The organism is Vibrio sp. SCSIO 43133 (genome assembly GCF_023716845.1).
In the GTDB taxonomy this organism is placed as follows: Bacteria; Pseudomonadota; Gammaproteobacteria; order Enterobacterales; family Vibrionaceae; genus Vibrio; species Vibrio mediterranei.
This window is the reverse complement of record NZ_CP068024.1, coordinates 1,299,086-1,324,894: the sequence shown is the minus strand read 5'-3', so window position 1 is coordinate 1,324,894 and position 25,809 is coordinate 1,299,086. Positions and strand designations below refer to the sequence as shown.

The window sequence follows — 25,809 nt, the reverse complement described above, 5'->3', positions numbered from 1 at the left end:
GACTCTAGCCAACTATTGGTAATATTTACCAACCTAGAGGACTCACTATGGCGCAAAACTTAATTGGCGAATCTCCTGCTTTTCTAGCTGTACTCGATAAAGTATCTCGGCTCGCTCCCATTGACCGTCCTGTACTGGTTATCGGTGAGCGTGGTACAGGTAAAGAACTGATTGCTCAGCGTTTACACTACTTGTCTAAACGTTGGGATCAACCTTTGGTTTCTCTTAATTGTTCAACCTTGAGTGAAGGGCTAATCGACTCTGAGCTGTTCGGGCATGAATCTGGCGCTTTTACCGGTGCAAAAGGTCGTCACCAAGGACGATTCGAGCGAGCAGAAAATGGCACACTGTTCTTAGATGAGCTCGCTACTACCCCTTTATCTGTGCAAGAGAAGCTCCTTAGAGTGATTGAATACGGGCAGTATGAACGTGTAGGCGGAGCAAAAGCGTTGGAAGCAGACGTTCGACTGGTTTGTGCCACCAACGAAGATTTACCAAAACTCGCAGAGCAAGGAAAGTTCCGTCCTGACCTTCTTGATAGGTTAGCATTTGACGTGATCTATCTACCGCCTCTGCGCCATCGTCCCGAAGATATTCCACTATTAGCCGAGTTCTTTGCGATAAAAATGTGTCGAGAGTTGGGTCTACCGTTCTTTGTTGGGTTCACCGAACAAGCTTGGCAAAGCATGGCTGACTACCCTTGGCCAGGTAACATTCGTGAATTAAAAAACGTAGTTGAGCGTGCTGTGTATCAACAAGGGACCAATGAACAGCCCATTGAGTCATTAATATTCAATCCATTTGAAGGTCAATTCGGTGCACTCCCATCAATGAGAGCGGAACATAGTGAGAAGCCTTCTGAACAAGAGTCTCAGTCCTCTCAACCTTTAACTGAAGAAGCGTTTACCTTTCCACTCGATTTTAAAACATGGCAGGATGAACAAAATATAAAGTTGATTAATGAAGCACTTAAGCAAGCTCAATACAATCAACGCGGTGCTGCTAAGCTGCTAAGCTTGAGCTATGATCAGCTAAGAGGTTTAGTGCGAAAGTATAAACTGGTTTGAGCAGGGTCAGACAGTTGCCACACTTTTTAACCAATTGCACGATAAGTACTTGTGATTATTGGTTTAGCTGACGATTTAGTGGTAAATTACCCTGATCTCAATACAGATATTACGTTCGCTAAAATGAATGTAGCGTGTTTATGAAGGCATTAATCAATTTATCGCTTGGACTTTGCGGTCTCATCCTATTGACAGGTTGCGAAGAAAAAGTCGATCACTCGAAAGTTAGACAAGACGGATTCGTCTATTGCGACCAAGGTCGTCCTAGTACTTTTAACCCGCAATTAGTAGACGGTGGCATCACTGTCGAATCCATTGCGCCGCAGTTATTCGATACGCTACTGACGCTAAACCCAGGCACTCACCAACCCGTTCCAAACTTAGCAAAATCTTGGCAAGTTAACGAGGAAGGCACAGAGTACACGTTCACTCTGCGCAAAGGTGTAGAGTTCCAAACCACTGAATGGTTTACTCCCACACGTCCGATGAATGCGGACGATGTTGTATTTAGCTTCACGCGTATTATCGACCCTAACAATCCGTTCCACGACGTAGGCGGCAGTGTCTATCCGTGGTTCGCAGGCATTGACTTCGCAAATTTGGTCGAGAAAGTTGAAGCATTGGATGACAATACGGTCAAGTTTACTCTATCGAGGCCAGACAACTCGTTCCTTTCCAACATTTCGACGGCACACGCACCAATCTATTCTGCTGAATATGCTGATCAGCTCGTCTTTTCCGATCATAAACTCGATATTGATATTTACCCTGTTGGTACTGGGCCTTTCTACCTAGACGAATACCAAGTTGCAGATTTAGTTCGCCTAAAGCGTCACGAAAACTACTGGCGTGGCAAAGTAGATATGGAACAAGTCGTATTTGATATCTCTCATCGCGGAGCTGGCGCCTTAGCTAAACTATTAAGAAATGAGTGCGATGTCCTGAACTCGCCTATTTCGAGCCAAATCCCTGTGATATTGAATGAAGAGTCCATCGTTCTACAAGCCAAACCAGCCATGAACGTGGCTTTTGTGGCTATCAATACTCAGCATAAAGCACTTAGTGACCCTAGAGTTCGTAAAGCCCTGAATCTCGCGATAAACCGCGACAACATTCTCGAAGCGGTTTATTTTGGCACCGGAGAGAAAGCTTATAGCCTTCTTCCACCAAGTTCTTGGGCACACCAGAAAGATGCCACTCAAATTCGCTACGACCGTAATTATTCAATGGCGCTGCTAAAAGAGGCTGGCTATGAGAAAGGTCTAGAGCTCACTATGGCGGTACCTCTTGAGCCACGAGTCTACAACCCGAGTCCACGTAAAACGGCAGAACTTATCCAAGCTAACTTAGCCGATGTGGGGATTACCCTTAACCTACTCACCGATGATCGAGTCGATCGCCAAGAACTATCGAATATTGAGTCCGTTGATCTACTGCTAACAGGTTGGGTGGGAAATACTGGCGACCCAGATAACTACTTACGTCCTTTGTTATCTTGCACGTCAAAACGTGAAGGTTTGAATCTATCAATGTGGTGTAATGATGACTTTGACTTTCTGTTAGATCTGGCGCTTGAGGTGAGTCAACCAAGATATCGACTCAATCTATATCGACAAGCACAAAACATTTTGAATGAGGAAGTTCCTGTGTTGCCTATTGCACACGGTCAAAAATATCAAGCACATAGCGATAGCCTGACAGGTTTTAGAACCAGTCCATTCAACGCCCAACCGTTTGATCAAGTTGTGAGGTTGAAGTAGATGTTTTGGTATTCTGTCCGCAGACTAAATCTCTTTGTCATTACGTTATTGATCCTGACTTTCGTCGGCTATAGCTTAGTCAGACTTGACCCTGATTCTTTCTGGACTACTCAAGCGTTTTTCCCTGGCTGGCTTGATTATGTCGCTCAATTGTCTCGTCTAGATTTTGGACTGACTAAAGCTGGTGTACCCATTACCCAAGAGCTTTCAGCTGTACTTCCTGCAACTCTAGAGCTGTGTTTTGCCGCGTTTATGATATCTGTGTTTGTGGGTATTCCAGCTGGCACCATCGCGGGTATGAGACAGGGTAAATGGTTGGATAACATCATTTCGTTCTCATCCATGGTGGGTTATGCCGCCCCATTATTCTGGATTGCGTTATTGATGATTATGTACTTCTCGCTGAATTATCAATGGTTCCCTGTTGCAGGACGCTATGACCTACTTTATGAAATTGATCATGTCACAGGGTTTGCACTCATTGATGCTCTGCTGTCGGACGCACCTTATCGCAAAGAGGCGTTACAAAGCGTTATTGAACATATGATTTTGCCGTGTTTAGTGCTAGCACTCTCACCAACAATGCAAGTTATCCGTATGATGCGTACTTCAGTAACCGAAGTAATGGGACAAAACTACATTCGAGCTGCTCGAATTAAAGGTTTGTCGAATTATGAAATCGTCATTGAGCATGTGCTACGAAATGCCATTCCACCTATTATTCCTAAACTTGGAGTTCAGCTCTCAAGTATGATCACACTCGCCATTATGACCGAGTCTATTTTTAACTGGCCGGGTATTGGACGTTGGCTGCTGGATGCGCTCTCCAATCAGGATTACGCATCAATTCAAGCAGGCGTCTTGGTCGTGGCTTCTATCGTCTTAGCAGCAAGCATTTTGTCAGATTTGTTGGGTGCGATGATCAACCCTCTAGTAAGGAAGGAATGGTATGCTGTCAGATAACGTCTACCAAGAAGAGCGCATTCCTACTCAGCTTGAGCGATTCTGGCGTAGTTACCGCTCGAATAGCCTATCAATGTTTGGCCTTTGGTGTTTGGTCTTTGTCATTATCATCACTATTGCATCGCCATTTATCACTCCCTACGACCCAATGGCGCAGAGCTCCTATTTGTTGATTCCACCATCTTGGGATCCTCAAGGTACCGTCGATTTCTTCTTTGGAACTGACGACTTAGGTCGCGATATTTTGTCACGCATTATCGATGGCTCTCGCCTATCTTTTGGCGCAGCAATTATCATTACCGCGATTGCAGCAGCAGTAGGATGCTTGATTGGTATATTAGCAGGAATGACACGTGGCCTGCTCTCGAGTACGCTGAACCACCTTCTCGATACCGTAATGTCTATCCCATCGCTACTACTAGCGATCATTTTCGTAGCATTTTTAGGTCCCGGTGAATTCAACATTCTATTAGCGATATGTTTAGCGCTCATTCCTAGATTCATTCGCTCAATCTATGTTGCGGTTCATACCGAAGTTGAAAAAGACTACATCATGGCTGCTCGTTTAGACGGTGCGAACGACTTTTATCTGCTGTGGAACTCTATATTGCCTAATATACTAACGGTCATTGCAGCCGAAGTAACATTTGCATTATCCATCGCCATTTTAGACATTACCGCACTTGGTTTTCTTGGCCTTGGCGCACAAGCCCCAAGCAGCGAATGGGGAGCAGTGTTAGGTGATGCCGCCGAGTTGCTCTATTTAGCACCATGGACCGTTATCCTTCCGGGTTTAGCTATTCTGTTTACCGTTGTCGTGGTGAATATTGTTGGTGAAGGTGTGCGCAGCGCACTAAACGCGGGGATCGAATAATGCCAGTTTTAGATATTCGACACTTAACCATCGAAATCGAGACTCCACAAGGTCTCGTCAAAGCGGTGGATCGCATGAGCTTCACCATTAATGAAGGTGAAATTCGAGGTTTAGTTGGCGAATCCGGTTCAGGAAAAAGTCTTGTTGCCAAAGCCATTGTTGGTGTCTGTAAGGACAACTGGCGCGTGACTGCCGATAGAATGCGGTTAGGTAATATCGATCTACTACAACTCACGCCTCGTGAACGCAGACGTGTTATTGCTCGCGATGTGGCAATGATCTTCCAGGAACCTTCAACCTGTCTAGACCCGTCTGACGAAGTGGGCAAGCAACTTATAGAGTCGATCCCTTCTCGTTCCTTTGAAGGTAAATGGTGGGAGCGATTTAAGTGGCGTAAAAAGCAAGCTATCGCGTTACTTCATAAGGTTGGTATTAAAGACCATACCCGTATCATGAACAGCTACCCCTACGAGCTCACTGATGGCGAATGTCAGAAAATCATGATCGCTATGGCAATTGCAACCAAGCCAAAGCTGCTGATTGCCGATGAACCAACCAACGACTTGGATCCAATTACTCAATCGCAAATATTGCGTCTTTTAAGTCGTATGAATCAGTTAAATAACACCACCATCATTCTGATTGGTCACGACTTAACAACGATTACTCAGTGGGCGACTCGAATTACGGTGATGTACTGTGGTCAATCTGTCGAATCGGCGGATACCGCAAAACTACTCGCGAAACCCAAGCATCCCTATACAGTGGCGCTGCTCAAGGCAATGCCGGATTTTGGCGATTGGATTCCGCACAAAGAGAAGCTGCAATCTTTACCAGGTTCTATTCCACCATTGCAGCACTTACCGATTGGTTGCCGCCTTGGGCCTCGTTGCCCCTATGCGCAAAGACAATGCGTGGAAATCCCTAGCGCTAAACGCATTAAGAATCATAAATACAGTTGTCACTTCCCTCTTAATACGGAGAAAAAAGCATGAGTGCGTTGTTAGAAGTCTCCGGATTAAAAAAGGACTTTGTAACTCGATCTAAGCTATTTAAGAAGAAAGTTCAGCACGCAGTTAAACCGGTGAGTTTTGACCTAGAGGCTGGGCAAACTATCGGCTTTATTGGCAAGAATGGCTCTGGTAAATCCACACTAGCTCGTATGCTTGCGGGTGTAGTTGAACCAACCGCGGGAGAAATTCGAGTCAATGGCGATTTACTTGAGCACGAAGATTACTCAACCCGTTGCAAACTGATTCGCATGATCTTTCAAGACCCAAACACGTCTTTGAATCCAAGAATTCAGATTGGTCGTATTTTGGAAGGCCCGCTAAAACGGAATACCAATATGCCTCCAGAAGCGCGTATGCGACGAGTAAAAGATACTCTGGTTCGCGTCGGTTTACTTCCAGAGCACGCCTACTTCTACCCTCAGATGCTGGCAACTGGTCAAAAGCAGCGTGTCTGTCTTGCTCGTGCTTTGATTCTTCAACCTTCCATTATCGTCGCTGATGAAGCGCTTAACGGGCTTGATATGGCGATGCGCTCGCAAATTATTAACCTATTCTTAGAGCTTCAAGAAGAGATGGGGGTTGCGTTCGTTTACGTGTCACAACACTTAGGCATCATCAAACATATTACCGACAAGGTCATGGTGATGCACGAAGGCGATGTAGTGGAATATGGCAACACGAACGAGATCATGACCAACCCACAACATATTGTGACTCAGCGTATGGTGGAAAGCCATTTCCGTAAAACCCCAATGCACAGGTAGAAGTTGTGTAGGTAAGACTTTGCACCGTTATAAGATACGCGTTCTTAAGACGAAAAAAAGCCAGCTGTTTGAGCTGGCTTTTTGTTAACTGGAACGCTTAGCGTCGAGTCTTAGAACGAGCGCTTTGCTCGCCAGCAGACTTTTTGTTACGACGCTGCTGGTTGCTGCGACCTTTAGGTGCATTAGCACGTTCTTCATGACGACGTACCGCACGACGAATTTTCTGGCTACGAGAACGTTCACGTTGACGTGACGTGTTCTGGCTAAGGTCTAGCATGGTTTCTTTTTCAGGACGTAATTCAACGAGCTCACGAAGATAGTTCACCTCTTTGAGTGTCAGCTCCATCCATCCGCCACGTGGCAGTTTCTTATCAAGATAGATGTCACCATAGCGAACACGTTTCAAGCGGCTAACTGTCGTTTCTTGTGATTCCCAAAGGCGACGAACTTCACGGTTACGACCTTCGTTGATAACTACGTAGAAAGTATGGTTCATACCTTCACCACCGGCATAAACTACATCTTCGAAACGAGCCATACCGTCTTCAAGTTCTACGCCGTTTACCACATTACGAACTTTCTTCTCGTTAATTTCACCAAATACACGTACCAAGTACTCACGTTCAACTTGACGGCTTGGGTGCATTAGACGGTTTGCTAGCTCACCATCAGTAGTGAAAAGAAGTAGACCTGATGTGTTGGCATCAAGACGACCAACAGAAATCCAGCGCGAACCACGGATCTTAGGTAGGCGATCAAATACTGTGCGACGACCCTCAGGATCGTGACGAGTACACAACTCACCTTCCGGCTTATAATAGGCCAGCACTCGACAAACCACTTCTTCTTGTGCTTTGGCGGAAACAGTATGACCATCAATACGGATAACCGCATTTTCGTCTTCTAGACGTTCACCCAGTCTTGCTACCTGACCATTAACACTCACGCGCCCAGATTTAATTAGGGCTTCAAGTTCACGGCGTGAACCATGGCCTGCGCGAGCAAGCACCTTTTGTAATTTTTCGCTCATTTACCTACCTATAATGTCGTCTTCACAGACGTCGAAACCAGATAATGCGACCTTAAAAATCGCGGTCGCACATTATTGCAAAGAATTCTGTTAGACGCACCAAGTTTCTTACCTTTATTAGTAAGAAAACATTGACCTATTATTGGAATGGCGTTGGGTCACCAGCCCCGGTTCTTAGGACCTTCGCGTCATCATCACTGAAGTCGATTACTGTGGTTGGTTGTTCACCCAAATAACCACCATTCAATATACAGTCAACAGCATGTTCCAGTTGGTCACGAATCTCTTCTGGATCCGATTCTGTTACTTCGTTGCCCGGTAAAATCAATGACGTTGACATTAAAGGCTCGCCTAAAGCTTCTAACAGATCCAAAGCGATTTGGTTGTCAGGAACACGAATACCTATTGTCTTACGTTTAGGATTCATCAAACGACGAGGAACTTCTTTAGTCCCTTTAAAAATAAAAGTATAAGGGCCAGGAGTATTGTTCTTCAACAAACGGAAAGCGGTGTTGTCTACTCGAGCATAGAGAGATAGCTCAGACAAATCTCGACATAATAATGTGAAGTTGTGTTTATCATCCAAACGACGAATTTGACAGATACGCTCTAGCGCCTGTTTGTTCTCAAGCTGACACCCCAATGCATAACCAGAATCGGTTGGATAAATAATCACACCACCATTTCGAACAATGGCAACCGCCTGATTGATCAAGCGTGCTTGTGGGTTTTCTGGGTGTACGTAAAAAAATTGACTCATTGTTATTCCTTCAAGCTTTTAGGATGCTCTCGGTACAACCTTCCATGTTGTTCGACTTCAAGAGCGATCTCTTAACTACTGCATGCAGCATCCCCACTATCTAGTGTAGCGTTGTCCAGAGAGGTTGCTGTCTTTAATGATAATTGGTCCCATACTGGTTCTACTCCAGATGGAAGCCATAAATTCCTGCCTAACTCCATCCAAGGTGACGGGTAATGGAAATCCGACCCTTGTGAAGCTAATAGATTGTATTGTATCGCATAATCGGCAAGGTTGCGTCTTTCTTGAAGACTTTGTTGTGGCTGTGCTACTTCCATGGCATCGCCGTTAGCCTCACAAAATGCAGCGATCAGTCGCTTGAGCCACTTTGCGGTTAATTGGTAGCGCCCTGGATGAGCGAGAACTGCCACTCCTCCCGCACTATGAATCGCCGCAACAGCTTCTTGCATTGAACACCAGTTGGGCGGCACATAACCGGTATTATTGCGCGTCATATATTTCTTAAACACTTGTTGCATGGTTTTAGCATAGCCATTATCCACCAACCACTTTGCAAAGTGTGCTCGAGTGATTGGGGCATCTCCCGCGATAAGCTTTACTTCTTCGAGAACACCTTCACGAGTAGCCTTTTCTAACCTATGTGCAATGAGTTCGGAGCGCTCAACACGTCTTGCTTGCTGAGCTTCAATAAGCGCTAACAGTTCAGGAGAATCAAGTGACACACCCAGCCCCACAATATGAATGTCTTTGTTCTGCCAGACGGTCGAGATTTCAATGCCATTAACCAACTCAATCGGCAGTGACTGTTGCTCAATAAGTTCAAGCGCTTCGGGAATCGCATCCAAAGTATCATGGTCAGTAATAGCAAGAACCTTGACATCAAAACCAATTGCTCTGTCTAAAAGTTCGGCAACCGATAGTCGGCCATCTGAGGCTGTGGTATGGCTATGTAAATCTATCTTCATTTTTTCACAATTTCGGTTGACTTTCGCACCACGAACTAGTTAACTAGTACGCAGATACATTATTTGAGTTAAGCACGTATGTTACTAGATATTCATACAATCAAAAAACCTTTAAACCGTATGGTTAATTCTCTACAAGGTTGGTGGCGCACTTGGACACAATCCGAGTGGGCTTTTTTGCGTGCATAATCAAAACCTAATTTGATTAAAGCCCACTCAAACGAGTGGGCTTTTTTGTTTTTCGATTTAACTGATTAATTAAGCAACAAATTGAACCTATTCAACGTTGGGCAAACGTTTTAATTATGCGAGTATGTATCAAGATTGTTGCAAAAGCAGATTCAAAGAATTTAGAGGAGGTTTTGTGAACAAAGCCATTACCATCAAAAAGCAAGGTCGTTTGGAAGTACTGTCATTGCAAGTACCTTATACCCAAGATCCGACTCGACTGTTTCATACGCTATGTGAAAACAAAACAGACAGCCTGTTGCTTGAGTCTGCTGAGATTGACTCTAAACAAGATCTCCAAAGTCTGCTTATCGTTGATTCAGCGGTAAGAATTGTTTGTGAGGGTCACAAAGTTCGCTACGAAGCCTTAACCACAAACGGCGTTAACTTGCTCAATATCATTGCTCAGAATCTTGCTGAAGGCATTGAATTTACCCTACAAAAACGTGAGTTGGTCGTTCAGTTTGAGATGCCTGATGATACGCTTGACGAAGATTCTAGACTTCGTGAAGCCTCTTCTTTTGATGCACTTCGTCTTGTACAACACAGTTTCGACCTGACAGGCCAAGATAAAAATGCATTATTTATGGGTGGGCTTTTCGCTTATGACATCGTTGCCAACTTCGAACCACTAGGTGATGCTAAACAATCAAACCAATGTCCAGACTTCGTATTTTACGTTGCAGAGAGCCTACTTGTTGTTGACCACCAAAAAGAATCCTGCGACTTGCATACAACGTTGTTCAATCATGATGAAGATGAGTTAGCTCGAATCCGAGGAAGGATTCTACAAATCAGTCAGCAATGCGATGACCTAAAACTTGTTCCAGAGGCGAAGAAAGTTGAAGGTATCGAAGAGAGCGTTAGTATCTCTGATGAAGATTTCTGCCAGATAGTAAGAGATTTAAAAGAGTACGTCGTTCGTGGCGACATTTTCCAAGTCGTTCCATCACGCCGTTTCACTCTGCCATGCCCTTCTCCGCTTGCAGCATACAAAGAGCTGAAGCAAAGCAACCCAAGTCCATACATGTTCTATATGCAGGACGAGTTATTCACCCTCTTTGGTGCATCACCAGAAAGTGCACTCAAATACGGTTCTGACTCCAATCAAATTGAAATCTACCCTATTGCCGGCACACGACGTCGCGGTAAAAACGCCGATGGCTCCATCAACAAAGATCTAGACAGCCGCATTGAACTCGAACTGCGTAGCGACATGAAAGAGAACGCTGAACACATGATGTTGGTCGACTTAGCCCGTAACGATGTTGCACGTATCGCAGAACCCGGCACTAGGCATGTCGCCGATCTGCTTCAAACAGACCGTTATAGTCACGTCATGCATTTGGTGTCCCGTGTTGTTGGTCAGCTCCGTGGTGATCTCGATGCCCTTCATGGCTACCAAGCATGTATGAACATGGGAACACTTACAGGCGCACCAAAGATTCGTGCGATGCAGCTCATTCGTCAATTTGAAGGACAAACACGTGGTAGCTATGGTGGAGCAGTTGGTTACATGAATGGTGCTGGTGATCTTGATACGTGTATCGTAATCCGCTCCGCCTATGTGGAGGATGGTATTGCTCAGGTTCAAGCCGGCGCAGGTGTTGTATTTGATTCCGACCCGCAGTCTGAGGCAGACGAAACACGAGGCAAAGCACAAGCTGTTATTTCTGCAATTAAAACGGCACACAAGGGGTAATCACGATGTCTACTACTATTTCCAGCAAAGCCAACATTGTGTTTATCGACAACTTCGACTCATTTACCTACAACCTTGTCGACCAATTCCGTAGTTTAGGCCACAACGTAAAAATCTACCGTAATCATATCGCCGCTGACGTCATAGCTACCGCGGTGCTTGAATTGGACAATCCGGTAGTTGTACTTTCTCCTGGCCCAGGCGCACCAGCAGATGCGGGCTGCATGCCAGAACTCATCAAAACGCTGCGTGGCAAAGTCCCCATGATCGGTATTTGTCTAGGTCACCAAGCGATTGTAGAAGCTTACGGTGGTGTTGTAGCTGGTGCTGGAGAAATCATTCACGGCAAAGTCTCGATGATGGCTCATGATAACCACAGCATTTATCAAGGACTGCCTTCACCAATGGCTATCGCACGTTATCACTCTTTGGTCGCAACAACAGTGCCTGACAGCCTAAATATCACTGCAGAAGTCGATGGTTTGGTTATGTCTGTGGCGCATGAACAAGACCGAGTCTGCGGTTTTCAGTATCACCCAGAGTCGATCATGACGACGTATGGCGCAACGCTGCTGAGTAACGCTATTGCGTGGGCAACGAAACAGCTTTAATCATTCAAACAACTGAACCAAATTCAAGGAATCGTAATCATGGAAACTATTATTAACAAACTTTACGACCAACAAGACCTGTCTCAACAAGAGAGCCAGCAGTTGTTTGACACTATCATTAAAGGGGAACTTGACCCTATTTTGATGTCTGCCGCGTTAACCGCTCTGAAAATCAAAGGGGAAACCCCAGAGGAGATCGCAGGTGCAGCCAAAGCGCTATTAGCCAATGCTAATCCCTTCCCCCGTCCTGACTATGACTTCGCAGATATCGTGGGTACTGGCGGCGATGGAGCCAACACTATCAACATTTCCACAACCGCGGCATTTGTTGCCGCAGCTTGTGGTCTAAAAGTAGCGAAGCATGGTAACCGCGGTGTGTCGAGCAAATCTGGTTCTTCTGACCTGCTCGACTCTTTTGGTATCAACCTAGCGATGTCTGCCGAGGACACACGCAAAGCCGTTGATGATATTGGTGTTGCCTTCCTATTTGCACCGCAATATCACGGTGGTGTTCGTCATGCGATGCCCGTTCGCCAAACCATGAAAACTCGTACTATCTTCAATATTTTGGGTCCACTGATTAACCCAGCAAGACCAAACATCGAATTGATGGGCGTTTATGACGCGAAACTGGTTCGTCCTATCGCAGAAACCATGCTACAAATGGGGATGAAACGTGCAGCTGTAGTACACGGTAGCGGTCTAGACGAAGTAGCAATTCATGGCGAAACGCTAGTAGCAGAAATCAAAGACGGGAAAATTACCGAGTACACGTTAACACCAGAAGATTTCGGCTTAGATGCTCATCCACTTGAGGCTATCAAAGGTGGTGAGCCAGAAAAAAACCGCGCAATCATCACCAATATGCTGACCGGAAAAGGGACTGACGCTCAACTTGGCGCTGTTGCTGTCAACGTTGCATTATTGATGAAACTGTTTGGGCATGACGACCTTAAGTCCAATGCTCAACAAGCGATAGACGCAATGAATTCAGGTAAAGCGTATCAGCTCGTTCAGCAACTCGCTGAGCGCGGATAAACCATCGACGACAACATAGGAAAAGAAAATGGAAACGGTATTAGCAAAAATCGTCGAAGACAAAAAAATCTGGGTTGCGGCTCGTAAAGAGTCTCAACCGCTAGAAAGCTTTAAGGCCGATCTAGTGCCATCAGATCGCAGCTTTTATGGAGCGCTGTCTACAGGAAAAGCTGCCTTCATTCTTGAGTGCAAAAAAGCGTCCCCATCTAAAGGGTTAATCCGCGACGATTTCGACTTGGACTACATAGCCTCGGTATACAACAACCACGCAAGCGCGATCTCTGTTTTGACCGATGAGAAGTATTTCCAAGGTAACTTTGACTTCCTACCCCAAGTTCGTCGTCAGGTTAAACAGCCAGTGCTGTGTAAAGACTTTATGATTGACACTTATCAGGTCTATCTTGCTCGCCACTACAATGCTGACGCTATTCTTTTGATGCTTTCAGTACTCAATGATGACGAATATCGTGAGCTTGCAGCCGTTGCAGAGTCTCTCGACCTTGGTATTCTCACCGAAGTAAGTAACGAAGAAGAACTAGAGCGAGCTATTGCGCTTAAGGCGAAAGTTGTCGGTATCAACAACCGCAACCTTCGTGACCTGTCGGTGAATCTTGAACGCACTAAGGAGCTTGCTCCAAAACTTCCTGAAGGAACCATCATCATCTCTGAATCTGGTATTTATAACCACCAGCAAGTTCGAGATCTTTGTCCGTTTGCTAATGGCTTCCTAATCGGTAGTTCGCTCATGGCAGAAGACAACTTAGAACTTGCCGTTCGTAAAGTGCTGTTCGGAGAAAACAAAGTGTGTGGCCTGACCCAAGCAGACGATGCGGCAAAAGCTTACCAGGCTGGCGCAGTAAAAGGTGGTTTGATTTTCGTAGAAAAGTCTCCGCGCTACGTCGATTTAGAATCAGCTCGCATGGTCATGAGTGGCGCTCCACTTGAGTTTGTTGGCGTATTTCAAAACCATAACCCGGAGTTTGTCGCAGATACAGCAAATCAACTGAAACTGTCTGCGGTACAGCTGCACGGTAACGAAGACCAAGCCTACGTAGATACACTCAAACCTCTTCTTAATGAAGATATAAAAGTGTGGAAAGCACACGGTGTCACCGATGAGCTGCCAGACCTAAACAGCATCAATGTTGACCGCCACTTATTAGATGCCAAGGTGGGTGAACAATCAGGCGGTACCGGAAAGAGCTTTGATTGGCAATTATTAAATAACACCACTGACATTATGCTAGCTGGAGGACTGTCTCCTGAGAATGTTAAGCAAGCTAGTGAGCTTGGATGTATCGGCTTAGATCTCAATTCGGGCGTTGAGTCCGCACCGGGTAAGAAAGATGCCGAAAAACTCAACCAAGCCTTCGCATTAATTCGAGATTACTAAAACTTGCTCTAGTACGAGTAACAAGTTTCAACTTAAGGAATTTACCATGTCTAAATTAGATGCCTATTTTGGCGAATACGGTGGACAATTTGTTCCACAGATCCTTGTCCCAGCACTGGATCAACTAGAGCAAGCCTTTATCGACGCTCAGGATGACCCTGAATTTCGTTCAGAGTTTATGTCCCTACTGCAAGAATACGCAGGGCGTCCAACGGCGCTAACACTAACTCGCAACCTCACCAAAGGCACCAAGACGAAGCTTTACCTTAAACGTGAAGATTTACTTCACGGTGGAGCTCACAAAACCAACCAAGTACTTGGCCAAGCTTTGCTTGCCAAACGTATGGGTAAAAACGAAATTATTGCCGAAACAGGCGCTGGTCAGCATGGGGTTGCAACAGCACTTGCTTGTGCGTTGCTTGGACTAAAGTGCCGAGTATATATGGGTGCAAAAGACGTAGAACGTCAAAGCCCTAACGTTTTCCGCATGCGTCTGATGGGTGCTGAGGTAATTCCTGTTCATTCTGGTTCAGCAACACTAAAAGATGCCTGTAATGAAGCTCTACGTGACTGGTCAGCCAGCTACGAAGATGCGCACTACTTACTAGGTACAGCGGCAGGCCCTCACCCGTTCCCAACCATTGTACGTGAATTCCAACGTATGATTGGTGAAGAGACCAAAAATCAAATCCTAGCACGTGAAGGGGTTCTTCCTGACGCTGTTATTGCCTGTGTCGGCGGAGGCTCAAATGCCATTGGCATGTTTGCAGACTTTATTGAAGAAGAGAGCGTTCGCTTAATCGGTGTAGAGCCTGCTGGACTAGGGATTGATACAGACCAACACGGCGCGCCATTAAAGCATGGTACTACTGGTATCTTCTTCGGCATGAAAGCACCACTTATGCAAGATCCACATGGCCAAATAGAAGAGTCTTACTCCGTATCTGCAGGTCTCGATTTCCCATCCGTTGGACCACAGCACGCTTATCTAAATAGTATTGGTCGAGCAGAATACGAGTCTATTTCTGACGACGAAGCGCTCGAATCATTCCAAGAGCTAGCGCGCGGAGAAGGTATTATCCCAGCTCTTGAGTCTTCACACGCACTGGCTTACGCGTTAAAGATGGCACGCGAAAACCCAGAGAAGGAACAACTTCTCGTTGTTAACCTATCAGGGCGCGGAGACAAAGATATATTCACCGTTCACGATATCTTAAAAGAAAAAGGAGTTATGTAATGAGCCTGAATCAAGATCGCTACAAAGAAATGTTTCAACGCCTAGGCGAGAAGAATCAAGGCGCTTTCGTTCCTTTCGTGACAATGGGAGATCCGAATCCAGAGCTGTCTCTGAAAATCATCGAAACCTTAGTTGAGTCTGGCGCTGATGCGCTAGAGCTTGGCATGCCGTTTTCAGACCCTCAAGCTGACGGTCCTACTATTCAAGGCGCAAACATTCGTGCCTTGGACTCAAAAACCACACCGACTATATGTTTTGAGCTACTGGCAAAAATACGCTCAAAATACCCAGAGCTTCCAATTGGATTGCTCATGTACGCAAACCTCGTCTATTCAGGTGGCGTTGACACTTTCTATAAGAAATGCGCGGAAGTGGGCGTCGACTCAGTACTAATCGCTGACGTTCCAACTAACGAAAGCAAAGAGTTTGTTGAAGCGGCTCATAAGCACGGTATTCACCCTATCTTTATTGCGCCACCAACAGCGAGTGAAGAAACCATTCAGCAAGTGGCAAAACTAGGCGGCGGCTATACCTACCTGCTTTCGAGAGCTGGGGTAACTGGTACTGAAACTAAAGCTAATATGCCTATGAATACTCAGCTAGATAAACTCACTAAACATGATGCTCCGCCATCATTACTTGGTTTTGGTATTTCTGAGCCGAAGCAAATCTCTGAAGCATTGGCTGCTGGTGCTGCAGGAGCTATCTCTGGCTCTGCGGTCGTTAAAATCATCGAAAACAACTTGGCAGAGCCCGAAAAAATGCTAAACAAACTTTCTGAATTTGTTAAAGCGATGAAAGCAGCGACACAAAAATAGGCGTTTTTTTAGACAGTTCATTTTGCCCTTTCATAACAAAAAAGTTGCGCCAGTTGCGCAACTTTTTTTTTACATCTCAACCTTCACAACTATTATCAATATCTTTCAATCCGTAAGTAATTATTAACCAAATTCAAAGCAAACGTTTGCTATCGGTCAATAGAACAGCATTCCTTCTAATATTCTTATCTAAATCACCTCTAATTGATTTCTATCTATTGCTAACAGTGCTAATAAAGTGTAAAAACTCCAACGAACATTAGTCTAACATTTGCCGTTCATCTGGAAGACTATGCTAGGATTTTATAATTTATTAGCACAGGAGTTAAGGAAGTGTTAAAAGAAAAGTTGATGCTAAACAATATTGGCGTCCAAGTCGTGATTGCAATGATCCTAGGTACCCTAATCGGGGCCGTAATGGGTGAATCTGCGTCTATGTTTGCCCCATTGGGTACTATCTTTATTAATTTAATTAAGATGTTAGTCATTCCTTTGGTTGCTGTAGCTCTGATTTCAGGTGCTGCTGGTCTTGGCAACAGTAGTAACGCAGGTAAAGTTGGTGTCACCACACTAGCTTATTTTGGTTTAACTTCAGCTCTAGCAGTGGCGTTAGCGCTTGTTATGGGTGAAGTGTTCCAACCAGGTATTAATATCGATACAGCAGGCATCGAGGGCATGTTCTCTGCTGAATACGCTTCTAAGGGCGACCTACCTTCTTTCTGGGCAACCATTACAGGTATGATCCCGACCAACGTTTTTCAGTCCTTAAATGAAGCAAACATCCTACAGATCTTGGTGTTCTGCCTATTCTTTGGTATCGGCCTTTCTAAACTAGAAGAAACCCGTCGCAACCCTCTTCTTAATGGCGTGAACGCAATTGTTGATGTTATGGTGTGGATGATCAACAAAGTGATGATCATCGCTCCTATCGGCGTATTCGGCCTAATGGCAGAAGCCGTTGGCACCTTCGGTTTTGGTGCGCTAATGGTTGTGTTCAAGCTGTTCGTCGTCTACATCGCAGCCATTCTTATCTTCGGCTTTGTTGTATACCCTCTAATGATTCAAGTGTTTACAAAGACCTCAGCGAAGAAGTTCATTAGTGCCATGAAAAAGCCTCAAGCAGTTGCGCTTTCGACGGCTTCTTCAATGGCGACACTGCCTGTGACTATGGACACAGTAGAAAAAGAGTTAGGTGTTAAGAACTCGACAGCATCGTTCGTACTGCCACTTGGTGCGACCATCAATATGTCTGGTAACGCAATTTACTATGGTTTGGTAGCTATCTTCTTTGCACAGTTATTCAATATCGATCTTTCAATGGGCGCATACATTGCTATCATCGTGACATCGACATTGGGTGCGGTTGGTCAAGCCGGTGTTCCTGGTCCGTCATTCCTTGTCGTAGCGGTACTACTGGCGGCAGGCATTCCTATTGAAGGCCTACCTCTGTTATTCGCTCTAGACCGTATCTTCGACATGATTCGTACTGCTCTAAACATCACTGGTGATGCAGCTTGTGCGGTCATCGTTGATGCTCTGGTTGAAGAAGAAACACAAGAGGCTGAGTTACAAAAACAACAAGCGTAACTTTAGTCATTAAACAGATTTCAAGGGTTGTCACTTTATAGTGACAACCCTTTTTTATATAAAACTGTTTTAATATGTGTTTTTCTACTAGGTTATTTATGGTTACAAACAAAAGGAGTTTGACGTACCCATGGGAAAGATAATCTTTTATATGCCGACACCAACCTCTGACGCTCGAGCTTGGATGGAGTATGGTGAAATGACCGACGAGGATGGCAATTTCTCTGACAACATAATGCATCGCAAAAACCATCGCTGGATACAACATCTTGCTACGACCAAGGATAAAGAAGCCATTCAGATCTGGTATCAAAAAGGCGTTACCATTAATGAGCTAGTCAATATTTCTAATGATGATCAAATATATATCCGTGGACATGGATTCCCGGGGAAAGAACATATCACCATGGCTAAATGCTGGGGCACTGTCGTAGGCCACAGGTTTGTCGTCGACCGACTAAAAGAAAATGGCCTTCCAAAGACTTTTACAGGCAAAATCAAATGCTATAACTGTAACAGTGCCTCCTGGGTAAATGGTCAGCGAAGCTTCGCTCAAGCTCTTGCTGATTATATGTATGGCTGGGGCTACGATAAATGTACTTACTACGGTTACAGAGGAAAGCTCGACTCCTACTATAAAAACGGATTTGATGGCATACACAAGTACATCCGTGGCGGCAATTTCACCGATGGTGTGTGCCGAGCCAGTGATGCCAGGGTGCAAATAAAACCGCAGGATCTTAATCCCCCTCAGTACGCATCGATCTCTGGTTTAAAAAAACCTATCACCGAATAGTGTATTAGGAATAGAAGATTAACAAAGGCCCGACTTTTCGGGTCTTTCTAACTCGTCTCGTCACTGGCACACCTCCCTTGGTCCCGAGCATCTTCATCACCAATTTGTTCAAATTGTTTTGTATTGGCAAAGTTTTGGTTACACTGTCGTGAATCATCACTGAAAGGTTTGCGATAAACATGAAGCAACTACTTGATTTTATTCCACTGATTATCTTTTTCGCTCTATATAAAATGCAAGATATCTACGTGGCAACGGGCGCATTAATCGTCGCAACCGCAGTTCAAATCGTCATCACCTATTTCCTATATAAGAAAGTCGAAAAAATGCAGGTCATTACATTCTTAATGGTCGCTGTGTTTGGTGGCATGACGATATTCTTGCACGATGACAACTTCATAAAATGGAAAGTAACTATTGTTTACGTGATATTTGCGATAGGTCTAGCGGTTAGTCATGCGATGGGGCGAAGCGCTATTAAAGGTATGCTGGGTAAAGAAATCACCTTACCTGACGCGGTTTGGACCAAAGTAAACTATGCGTGGGTCGGCTTCTTTTCTTTCTGCGCGGGTTTGAACATTTACGTCGCTTACTCCCTTCCACTCGACGTTTGGGTCAACTTTAAAGTCTTCGGCCTATTGGCAGCTACCCTGCTCTTCACCATTCTCACTGGCGTGTATATCTACAAACACATTCCGAAAGATGAAGAAGGTAAACCTGCCAAAAATGAGAACCAAGATCATACATCTTGATTCAAGGCGGAAGTTTTGTATACTCCGCAGATAATTGAAAACAGCGACCTACGGGTCGCTGTCTTGTTTCAGGAAGACTATAACCATGACCAATACAACATCAAACACACCTAAAGGCCAACCTATAATTCGCACTCTAGCTATGCCTGAGAATACCAACGCGAATGGCGATATATTTGGTGGTTGGATTATGTCTCAATTGGACTTAGCCGGCGGTATCCTGGCGAAAGAGATCTCTCATGGCCGTATCGTGACGGTTTCAGTTTCAGGAATCACGTTCAAACACCCTGTAAAAGTTGGTGATGTAGTTTGCTGCTACGGTGAATGCACCAAAATTGGTAACACCTCAATGACTATCAATCTAGAAGTATGGGTTAAACCAGTAAGTCTAGAGGGTGTCGGTGACCGTTACCAAGTATGTGAAGCTACCTTCCATTACGTTGCCATTGATGCAAATGGACGCCCTCGTCCAATTAATCCAAATTAAAGCGCTTCTAGCGATGACTTTTCCGTGAAAAAATGACATCTTAAGAGGACATGACTATTTGAAGGAAACAAATATGTGGTACGTTATTTTTTCACAAGACGTTGAGAACTCGCTAGAAAAACGTCTCAGCGTTCGCCCACAACATCTGGAAAGACTTCAAACACTCCAAGATGAAGGTCGATTGCTCACCGCAGGCCCAATGCCAGCCATTGACAGTGATAATCCGGGAGATGCTGGGTTTACAGGCTCAACCGTTATTGCTGAGTTCGAGTCGTTAGCGGCAGCGCAACAATGGGCAGATGCCGACCCGTACATTGAAGCTGGTGTTTATGCTAACGTTATCGTTAAACCATTTAAGAAAGTATTCTAAAGGCGAACGATGAAAAAATCTCTTTGGATGGCTCTCACGGCAGTGACCGTGTTAGCGGGCTGTTCTAGCGCCAATGATGACCAACAGCGTCAGATAGAAATGCTAGCTCAAAGCCGCGCTAGCGTGTTGTCTTCTGGTTTGCCTATTGAACAAGGCCCGTTGTCCATCATGAAGGCCTCAGCCAACAAAGGCACGGTTGAAATTATGATGATCTACAATACCGATGCCAAAGGCGCTAAACCGCTTGATACGGTATTGCGTAACAGCATGAACTATTACTGTACCGATCGTGAAGTGAAATCAAATCTGGATATGGGTTTGGCCTACCGGATCAAAATTCGCAACTCGCGCGGTCAACTTATGGTAGACCAGCTTGTCACCAAAGACTATTGCGACAAGCCGCCTGCCAACTAATTCGAATCATCGAAAAAAAGGCTTGCATCTGCAAGCCTTTTCTATTTTTCTACCGATTAACTTAGCTTTTTACGCAAATTACTCGCAGCTTTCACCAAGTTGTTTAATGATGCTTCCGTTTCTTCCCAGTTACGTGTTTTTAAACCGCAGTCTGGGTTCACCCATAGTCTCTCTACAGGAATGCGCTCAGCCGCTTTCTCAATCAACTGCTCAATCCATTCAACGGTCGGGATGTTTGGAGAGTGAATATCGTAAACCCCCGGCCCAATCTCATTTGGATAGTTAAACTCTTCAAACGCATTTAGCAGTTCCATATTTGAACGAGAAGTTTCAATGGTAATCACGTCTGCATCTAACGCAGCCACAGATTCAATGATTTCATTGAACTCGCTGTAACACATATGAGTGTGTATTTGAGTTTCTGGTTTAGCACTTGCCGCGGACACTTTGAACGCTTTCACCGCCCACTCTAAATATGCTTTATGGTCACGCTGTTTTAACGGTAAACCCTCGCGAATTGCAGGTTCGTCAATCTGAATGATATTAATTCCAGCGTTCTGCAAATCATTAACTTCATCTTGAAGTGCTAATGCAAGCTGATTGGCTATCGTTTCTCGCGTCACATCCTCACGAGGGAACGTCCAGCATAAGATGGTCACAGGCCCCGTTAACATACCTTTCATTGGTTTTGAGGTTAACGACTGAGCATAGGTTGACCACTCGACTGTCATTGGCTTGTCACGTTCGATATCAGCAACCACGATGGCAGGTTTAACACAGCGCGATCCATAACTCTGTACCCAACCAAATTGAGTAGTTTGAAAGCCTGAAAGATTCTCTGCAAAATACTCCACCATATCATTACGTTCAGCTTCACCGTGCACCAAAACATCTAATCCGGTGGCTTCCTGTCGCTCTACCGTATCTTTGATAAACGCATGCATAGCAGTTTGATAACTTGGGAAATCAATGTCATTACGTTTGTACGCCGCACGTGTTTGTCGAACTTCAGAGGTTTGCGGGAACGAACCTATCGTCGTAGTTGGCAATAAAGGAAGCTTCAATACTTCTTTCTGATGATGGGCTCGCTCATCATAAGGTGCGCAGCGATCACCGTTGGTTTGGCCCAAAGCGGCAACACGCTTTTGAACCTCAGGCTTATTTACCCAAGTCGATAGCTCACGCTCTATAATGGGTTGACTGTATTGAGCACAATACTGTTTTGCATCTTCATCGCCATCTAATGCCTTAGCCAACCATTGCACTTCACTAACCTTCTGTTTGGCAAAAGAGAACCAGTTTTTTGTCCCTTCTGGAAGTTTGGTTTCCAGTTCTAAATCAACCGGGCTGTGTAGCAAAGAGCATGAGGTGGCCACCCACAAGCGTTCACCAAGCTTTTCTTTTACTGGCTGCAATTGTTGGAGCTTACTGTGTAAATTTGCGCGCCATACATTTCGACCATTGATAGTACCGACCGATAACACCCAATCTTCTGGTAATTGATCAACCACGATATCTAGCTGTTCAGGAGCCGCAGCCACATCAATGTGCAGGCCATCAACACTTAGTTGCTTAATCACATCTAACGATTCAACAACCGAGTCAAAATAGGTTGTCAGTAGCACCTTCACATCACTTCTAATTACCTGATAAGCCAGCTTAAAACTACTTAGCCATGGCTTTGGAAGCTCAAGAGATAGTATTGGCTCATCAATTTGTACCCACTCTACACCCAGTTTTTCTAGCTTCGCTAAGATAGCTTGGTAGGCTGTCAAAAGACGTGGCAACAGCGTGAGTCTATCAAAACCGTCTTCGACTTCTTTTCCAAGGTAAAGGTAACTCAACGGGCCTAGAAGCACAGGTTTCACATTACTGCTGTTTTGCTGAGCTTCATTTATTTCATCAAATAACTGGGTCCAACTTACTTGAAAACTATCTTGAGAGGAAAACTCAGGAACAATGTAGTGATAGTTTGTGTTAAACCACTTCGTCATGTCTGACGCTGCTTCGCCACTGCAACCGCACTGAGCCTGTGACTGACCTCGCCCTACACGAAAAAGCGTATCAAGGTCAGGAAAGCCTTTAGCATGTCGCTTTGGCACATGGCCTAGTAGTAGGCTGGTACTAAGTACATGGTCATACCAAGCAAAATCACCCGCTGTCACGAAAGATAGTTCATTGTCGCGTTGCAGCGCCCAGTTATTCTGTTTGATGTTACTTGCAGTTTGCTTGAGAGCAGCTTGGTCGCTCTCCCCTTTCCAGTATTTTTCTAGAGCAAATTTGAGTTCGCGTTTTTCACCGATGCGTGGATAGCCAAGAATGTGCGTTACTGTCATGTTGATGTCCTTTATCTGAAGCAGTCTGGATGGCTAAACTATCCCCCAGCCAATAAATATGAACAATCTCAAATTATTCACATTGAATATGAAATTAATTCAACAATAGATAGAAAACACTTTTGGACGTCTAGATGTTTACACATCTTATAAATCACGTTAAGTTAATAGTTAAGGGAACAGGATGAGGGATATTCATGATAGAGCTAAAGCACTTAAAAACATTGGCATCGCTACGAGATACAGGATCACTAACTGCGACCGCCACATCGCTACACCTAACTCAGTCCGCCCTCTCTCATCAACTAAAGGACTTAGAAGCGCGTATCGGCTCACCGTTGTTTATTCGCAAGACACGCCCAGTTCGATTTACCTCAGAAGGTGAGATACTGCTCAACCTCGCGAACGAAATTCTTCCACGCATCGCGCAAGCAGAAGGTGATTTAGCGGGTCTCAAGGAAGACATCAACGGTCGTTTACACATGGCTATAGACTGTCATTCTTGCTTTCAGTGGCTGATGCCCGCTTTGAAAGAGTACCAACTCGCTTGGCCACATGTAGAGCTTGATTTTTCCTCTGGCTTTGGCTTTGAGCCTATTCCTGCTTTGGTTGCTGGAGAGCTAGATCTGGTGATTACCTCTGATATTCAGCCGCGATCTGAAATTCATTATGAACCCCTGTTCGATTTCGAGATGCGTTTAGTCACGTCCATCTCTCACCCATTAGCAGAAAAATCTGTAATTGAACCCGAAGATCTATCAGAGCAGACCTTATTGACGTATCCGGTTCAAAAGCAACGTCTTGATATAGTCAAACATTTCTTAACCCCAGCAGGGATAGAACCAAAGAAATGGAAGCAAGCTGACAACACCTTAATGTTGGTACAAATGGTTTCGGCGGGTTTAGGGGTCGCTGCTTTACCTAACTGGGCAGTGAGTGAGTTTTCTCGTCAAGGATTAATTACCAGCAAGCCACTGGGACAAGGGCTTTGGCGAAGACTCTTTGCTGCGGTGAGAAATGGAGAAAAGGATAAACACTATCTGCAGGCATTTTTCGGCACAGCAAGAACGCAATGTCAGCAACATCTGGAAGGTATCAAGATAGCTTAAGTTCTATTGTAATAGTCCATTCAAAAAGTAAGCCCTCCATAGTGGAGGGCTTACTTCGTTATAACGCAGTACTGCTTAAGAACGTGGACTCACGATTCCCAAACATACTGCTTGCTGTTTGTCCTGAGGAGACTCTTGATAAATCACTTCTTGCTGGATATCTGGTACAAACTGCGGCCATTCATTAGTAAAGCGAGCAAATACCCCTTCTTTACATCCTGCCCCCACATTACCCATCAACAACACACCTTGCTGCTCAATCGCCTCGGCTGTGATATGGCGGTTGTAAACATTGGGTAGCGTCTCATTGCTCCACTGATTCGTCATTTTTGGATGAGGTGCAATATAGAAGGTAAACCATTGAGAAAGCGGTGTTCCACCAACTAATGTCAACGGCTTGTCATTATGTTGATACCAAAACTGCTCTGCTTCGCTGCTTAACGTCTTAATCCCGCTAAAGTTCTGTCCCGCATTACGAACGTTAAAGAGCATAACCGAGGCATAGCCAGCAATCATAACCAATGCCATGACTGACAACACTTTAAATGGTCTCGATAGTTTACCTACCACATCTTTTGCTAGATAAGCGACCAACACAGCTGGCGCAGGCATGAAGAACGGGTGCAACCATTCTACAAGGCGATTACCTTTATGGAAGGTAAACCAAGCCATGATAAGTACCAGAGGAGCCAATAAAACAAACGTTGTTAGCCATACTTTTTCAGGCACATCTTTAGTCAGTTTCAGCGCTCGTTTTCCCAGCAGCGCCGCTAACAAAACAAACGGATAGAATACCGACAACAGCGCTAACCAACTACCAGGACTCAACTGCGCCGATACTTGACCACTCACCCACTTCACTGACGAGAAGTTGTTGGCGAACATCCAAAAGAAATTTGGCGTTACTAAAGCTAAAAATGCAACAATACCGGCATAGAAATACGGTTCTTTCCAAAAGCGACGCACGCTTGGCACCGTAAGGCTAAGTATAAATACCATCGCAACTGGTGCGAAGGTCGTGTATTTAGCCATTGCAGAGCAACCAGCTAACACGCCAAACGGCAACCACCACTTCGCGTTTTCATAAACAGCTTTGACAAAAAACAATAAAATCCATGACCAAGAACCGAACAACAAATAGTTGTCGTTATATGGAATGGCTTCAAAGTTGATAACGCCCGATAAGTTCAGAGTTAGCAGCCCCAACCAAGCTAAGGCTATTGAGTCTGTGAGTTTGTAAGCGAGTCTGTAGCAACCCAGCATACCCAATGCGATAACAGAGAAGTGTCCTACGTACCAAAATGCTGACGCAAACTCTGTGGTATCTGAGACCAGTAAAATACGAGCAAAAAAGCCTACAAACCACGGATTGTTCGGACTTCCCCATTCACCATTACTGGCCCAGTTCAACGCTTCCACTGCGTCATAAGGTACGGTTGGATCTAGGTGATAAGACACCAAAGACCAAGCGACGGCATAGAAAAAACACCACATAAATGCAAAGCGATGCGAACGCTGCACATCTGTTGAACTCGTGGATGCTCGGTCAAAACTGAGAATAGTTGAAAACATTGGCTAAAAAGGGCTCCCCTAAAAAGTCAAAATAGAAGGTTTTGGCGATAGACTTTACTCACTTGAAGTGCATCACAAAATGGCTTCAAGTCATTTTTTTGTAAATATCTTAGTTATTAATAAGTTATATAAATTAATGATACTTATAATATGAATAGTCTAT

The 25,809-nt window shown here is 44.8% G+C and carries 24 protein-coding genes and 1 other annotated feature; of the genes, 19 read left to right on the top strand and 5 right to left on the bottom strand.

Translation table 11 applies throughout. The annotated features are described in order from the left end of the window. The first annotated feature begins 47 nt into the window (after positions 1-47). From pspF to JKJ11_RS06345, 6 genes are all read left to right on the top strand, one after another. Complete coding sequence (gene pspF, locus JKJ11_RS06370; protein ID WP_252038918.1) at positions 48-1,067, top strand: phage shock protein operon transcriptional activator; 1,020 nt, start codon at positions 48-50, stop codon at positions 1,065-1,067. Positions 1,068-1,207: 140 nt separating this feature from the next. Then, complete coding sequence (locus JKJ11_RS06365) at positions 1,208-2,827, top strand: ABC transporter substrate-binding protein (protein WP_006073878.1); 1,620 nt, start codon at positions 1,208-1,210, stop codon at positions 2,825-2,827. Next, positions 2,828-3,790, top strand: a complete 963-nt coding sequence (locus JKJ11_RS06360) for an ABC transporter permease (RefSeq protein WP_006073876.1) — start codon at positions 2,828-2,830, stop codon at positions 3,788-3,790. After that, the gene (locus JKJ11_RS06355) at positions 3,777-4,664 is read left to right on the top strand and encodes an ABC transporter permease subunit (protein ID WP_006073874.1); all 888 of its coding nucleotides are present in this window, start codon (positions 3,777-3,779) and stop codon (positions 4,662-4,664) included. Before JKJ11_RS06360 ends, JKJ11_RS06355 begins: the two co-directional genes overlap by 14 nt. Continuing rightward, positions 4,664-5,659, top strand: a complete 996-nt coding sequence (locus JKJ11_RS06350) for a peptide ABC transporter ATP-binding protein (RefSeq protein WP_006073871.1) — start codon at positions 4,664-4,666, stop codon at positions 5,657-5,659. Before JKJ11_RS06355 ends, JKJ11_RS06350 begins: the two co-directional genes overlap by 1 nt. Beyond that, on the top strand, positions 5,656-6,441 hold the full coding sequence (locus JKJ11_RS06345) for a peptide ABC transporter ATP-binding protein (RefSeq protein ID WP_006073870.1): 786 nt from the start codon (positions 5,656-5,658) through the stop codon (positions 6,439-6,441). Before JKJ11_RS06350 ends, JKJ11_RS06345 begins: the two co-directional genes overlap by 4 nt. A gap of 97 nt (positions 6,442-6,538) precedes the next feature. Here JKJ11_RS06345 and rluB read toward each other — a convergent pair whose 3' ends face one another. The 3 genes from rluB to rnm form a co-directional block, all read right to left on the bottom strand. Then, a complete protein-coding gene (gene rluB, locus JKJ11_RS06340; protein WP_006073868.1) occupies positions 6,539-7,471 on the bottom strand; it encodes a 23S rRNA pseudouridine(2605) synthase RluB in 933 nt (310 codons plus the stop codon). Positions 7,472-7,610: 139 nt separating this feature from the next. After that, positions 7,611-8,231, bottom strand: a complete 621-nt coding sequence (locus JKJ11_RS06335; protein ID WP_062460921.1) for an L-threonylcarbamoyladenylate synthase — start codon at positions 8,229-8,231, stop codon at positions 7,611-7,613. A gap of 71 nt (positions 8,232-8,302) precedes the next feature. Beyond that, positions 8,303-9,196 carry an RNase RNM gene (gene rnm, locus JKJ11_RS06330; protein WP_252038917.1) on the bottom strand — a complete coding sequence of 298 codons (894 nt, stop codon included), beginning with the start codon at positions 9,194-9,196 and terminating at the stop codon, positions 8,303-8,305. Positions 9,197-9,331: 135 nt separating this feature from the next. Next, positions 9,332-9,434: a sequence feature (Trp leader region), on the top strand. Positions 9,435-9,560: 126 nt separating this feature from the next. On the opposite strand from rnm, the gene JKJ11_RS06325 reads away from it, so the two are divergent. The 12 genes from JKJ11_RS06325 to JKJ11_RS06270 all read left to right on the top strand — a co-directional run bounded on the left by JKJ11_RS06325 (position 9,561) and on the right by JKJ11_RS06270 (position 20,629). Beyond that, positions 9,561-11,126: an anthranilate synthase component 1 gene (locus tag JKJ11_RS06325; protein ID WP_252038916.1), complete on the top strand. Its 1,566-nt coding sequence runs from the start codon at positions 9,561-9,563 to the stop codon at positions 11,124-11,126. A 5-nt stretch (positions 11,127-11,131) separates the two neighbouring features. After that, the gene (locus tag JKJ11_RS06320) at positions 11,132-11,737 is read left to right on the top strand and encodes an aminodeoxychorismate/anthranilate synthase component II (RefSeq protein WP_252038915.1); all 606 of its coding nucleotides are present in this window, start codon (positions 11,132-11,134) and stop codon (positions 11,735-11,737) included. Positions 11,738-11,776: 39 nt separating this feature from the next. Next, positions 11,777-12,775, top strand: a complete 999-nt coding sequence (trpD, locus tag JKJ11_RS06315; RefSeq protein ID WP_252038914.1) for an anthranilate phosphoribosyltransferase — start codon at positions 11,777-11,779, stop codon at positions 12,773-12,775. 28 nt (positions 12,776-12,803) lie between these two features. Beyond that, the gene (gene trpCF / locus JKJ11_RS06310) at positions 12,804-14,168 is read left to right on the top strand and encodes a bifunctional indole-3-glycerol-phosphate synthase TrpC/phosphoribosylanthranilate isomerase TrpF (protein WP_252038913.1); all 1,365 of its coding nucleotides are present in this window, start codon (positions 12,804-12,806) and stop codon (positions 14,166-14,168) included. A gap of 46 nt (positions 14,169-14,214) precedes the next feature. Next, the gene (gene trpB, locus JKJ11_RS06305; RefSeq protein ID WP_006073854.1) at positions 14,215-15,405 is read left to right on the top strand and encodes a tryptophan synthase subunit beta; all 1,191 of its coding nucleotides are present in this window, start codon (positions 14,215-14,217) and stop codon (positions 15,403-15,405) included. After that, positions 15,405-16,223: a tryptophan synthase subunit alpha gene (gene trpA / locus JKJ11_RS06300; RefSeq protein WP_252038912.1), complete on the top strand. Its 819-nt coding sequence runs from the start codon at positions 15,405-15,407 to the stop codon at positions 16,221-16,223. Before trpB ends, trpA begins: the two co-directional genes overlap by 1 nt. 351 nt (positions 16,224-16,574) lie before the next feature. After that, entirely contained in the window at positions 16,575-17,810 is a 1,236-nt protein-coding gene (locus JKJ11_RS06295; RefSeq protein WP_124941237.1) for a dicarboxylate/amino acid:cation symporter, read from the top strand. Between the two features lie 130 nt (positions 17,811-17,940). Further along, positions 17,941-18,606, top strand: coding sequence for a hypothetical protein (locus tag JKJ11_RS06290; protein ID WP_051647683.1), 666 nt, complete (start codon positions 17,941-17,943; stop codon positions 18,604-18,606). A gap of 179 nt (positions 18,607-18,785) precedes the next feature. Next, positions 18,786-19,358 (top strand): septation protein A, encoded by a 573-nt coding sequence (locus JKJ11_RS06285; RefSeq protein ID WP_038222399.1) that lies wholly within the window; start codon positions 18,786-18,788, stop codon positions 19,356-19,358. 85 nt (positions 19,359-19,443) lie between these two features. Then, positions 19,444-19,845 (top strand): acyl-CoA thioester hydrolase YciA, encoded by a 402-nt coding sequence (yciA, locus tag JKJ11_RS06280; protein ID WP_006071599.1) that lies wholly within the window; start codon positions 19,444-19,446, stop codon positions 19,843-19,845. A gap of 73 nt (positions 19,846-19,918) precedes the next feature. Next, positions 19,919-20,215 (top strand): YciI family protein, encoded by a 297-nt coding sequence (locus JKJ11_RS06275; protein ID WP_006071598.1) that lies wholly within the window; start codon positions 19,919-19,921, stop codon positions 20,213-20,215. A 9-nt stretch (positions 20,216-20,224) separates the two neighbouring features. Continuing rightward, positions 20,225-20,629: a GspS/AspS pilotin family protein gene (locus JKJ11_RS06270; protein WP_124940956.1), complete on the top strand. Its 405-nt coding sequence runs from the start codon at positions 20,225-20,227 to the stop codon at positions 20,627-20,629. A gap of 56 nt (positions 20,630-20,685) precedes the next feature. Here the strand turns inward: JKJ11_RS06270 and metE are convergent, their stop codons facing one another. Beyond that, complete coding sequence (gene metE, locus JKJ11_RS06265; protein ID WP_006071595.1) at positions 20,686-22,965, bottom strand: 5-methyltetrahydropteroyltriglutamate--homocysteine S-methyltransferase; 2,280 nt, start codon at positions 22,963-22,965, stop codon at positions 20,686-20,688. A 197-nt stretch (positions 22,966-23,162) separates the two neighbouring features. On the opposite strand from metE, the gene metR reads away from it, so the two are divergent. Then, positions 23,163-24,074, top strand: a complete 912-nt coding sequence (metR, locus tag JKJ11_RS06260) for an HTH-type transcriptional regulator MetR (protein ID WP_006071594.1) — start codon at positions 23,163-23,165, stop codon at positions 24,072-24,074. A 75-nt stretch (positions 24,075-24,149) separates the two neighbouring features. Here the strand turns inward: metR and JKJ11_RS06255 are convergent, their stop codons facing one another. Beyond that, the gene (locus tag JKJ11_RS06255) at positions 24,150-25,646 is read right to left on the bottom strand and encodes an ArnT family glycosyltransferase (RefSeq protein WP_124940954.1); all 1,497 of its coding nucleotides are present in this window, start codon (positions 25,644-25,646) and stop codon (positions 24,150-24,152) included. Positions 25,647-25,809: the final 163 nt, after the last annotated feature.

Coding starts and splice junctions, on each gene's coding strand:
- metE (WP_006071595.1), bottom strand. CDS start 22,965: ATGACAGTAACGCACATTCTTGGCTATCCACGCATCGGTGAAAAACGC.
- metR (WP_006071594.1), top strand. CDS start 23,163: ATGATAGAGCTAAAGCACTTAAAAACATTGGCATCGCTACGAGATACA.
- JKJ11_RS06355 (WP_006073874.1), top strand. CDS start 3,777: ATGCTGTCAGATAACGTCTACCAAGAAGAGCGCATTCCTACTCAGCTT.
- JKJ11_RS06295 (WP_124941237.1), top strand. CDS start 16,575: ATGCTAAACAATATTGGCGTCCAAGTCGTGATTGCAATGATCCTAGGT.
- JKJ11_RS06270 (WP_124940956.1), top strand. CDS start 20,225: ATGAAAAAATCTCTTTGGATGGCTCTCACGGCAGTGACCGTGTTAGCG.
- pspF (WP_252038918.1), top strand. CDS start 48: ATGGCGCAAAACTTAATTGGCGAATCTCCTGCTTTTCTAGCTGTACTC.
- JKJ11_RS06345 (WP_006073870.1), top strand. CDS start 5,656: ATGAGTGCGTTGTTAGAAGTCTCCGGATTAAAAAAGGACTTTGTAACT.
- rluB (WP_006073868.1), bottom strand. CDS start 7,471: ATGAGCGAAAAATTACAAAAGGTGCTTGCTCGCGCAGGCCATGGTTCA.
- JKJ11_RS06360 (WP_006073876.1), top strand. CDS start 2,828: ATGTTTTGGTATTCTGTCCGCAGACTAAATCTCTTTGTCATTACGTTA.
- JKJ11_RS06275 (WP_006071598.1), top strand. CDS start 19,919: ATGTGGTACGTTATTTTTTCACAAGACGTTGAGAACTCGCTAGAAAAA.
- JKJ11_RS06350 (WP_006073871.1), top strand. CDS start 4,664: ATGCCAGTTTTAGATATTCGACACTTAACCATCGAAATCGAGACTCCA.
- trpB (WP_006073854.1), top strand. CDS start 14,215: ATGTCTAAATTAGATGCCTATTTTGGCGAATACGGTGGACAATTTGTT.
- trpD (WP_252038914.1), top strand. CDS start 11,777: ATGGAAACTATTATTAACAAACTTTACGACCAACAAGACCTGTCTCAA.
- JKJ11_RS06365 (WP_006073878.1), top strand. CDS start 1,208: ATGAAGGCATTAATCAATTTATCGCTTGGACTTTGCGGTCTCATCCTA.
- JKJ11_RS06285 (WP_038222399.1), top strand. CDS start 18,786: ATGAAGCAACTACTTGATTTTATTCCACTGATTATCTTTTTCGCTCTA.
- JKJ11_RS06335 (WP_062460921.1), bottom strand. CDS start 8,231: ATGAGTCAATTTTTTTACGTACACCCAGAAAACCCACAAGCACGCTTG.
- JKJ11_RS06290 (WP_051647683.1), top strand. CDS start 17,941: ATGGGAAAGATAATCTTTTATATGCCGACACCAACCTCTGACGCTCGA.
- rnm (WP_252038917.1), bottom strand. CDS start 9,196: ATGAAGATAGATTTACATAGCCATACCACAGCCTCAGATGGCCGACTA.
- trpCF (WP_252038913.1), top strand. CDS start 12,804: ATGGAAACGGTATTAGCAAAAATCGTCGAAGACAAAAAAATCTGGGTT.
- trpA (WP_252038912.1), top strand. CDS start 15,405: ATGAGCCTGAATCAAGATCGCTACAAAGAAATGTTTCAACGCCTAGGC.
- yciA (WP_006071599.1), top strand. CDS start 19,444: ATGACCAATACAACATCAAACACACCTAAAGGCCAACCTATAATTCGC.
- JKJ11_RS06255 (WP_124940954.1), bottom strand. CDS start 25,646: ATGTTTTCAACTATTCTCAGTTTTGACCGAGCATCCACGAGTTCAACA.
- JKJ11_RS06320 (WP_252038915.1), top strand. CDS start 11,132: ATGTCTACTACTATTTCCAGCAAAGCCAACATTGTGTTTATCGACAAC.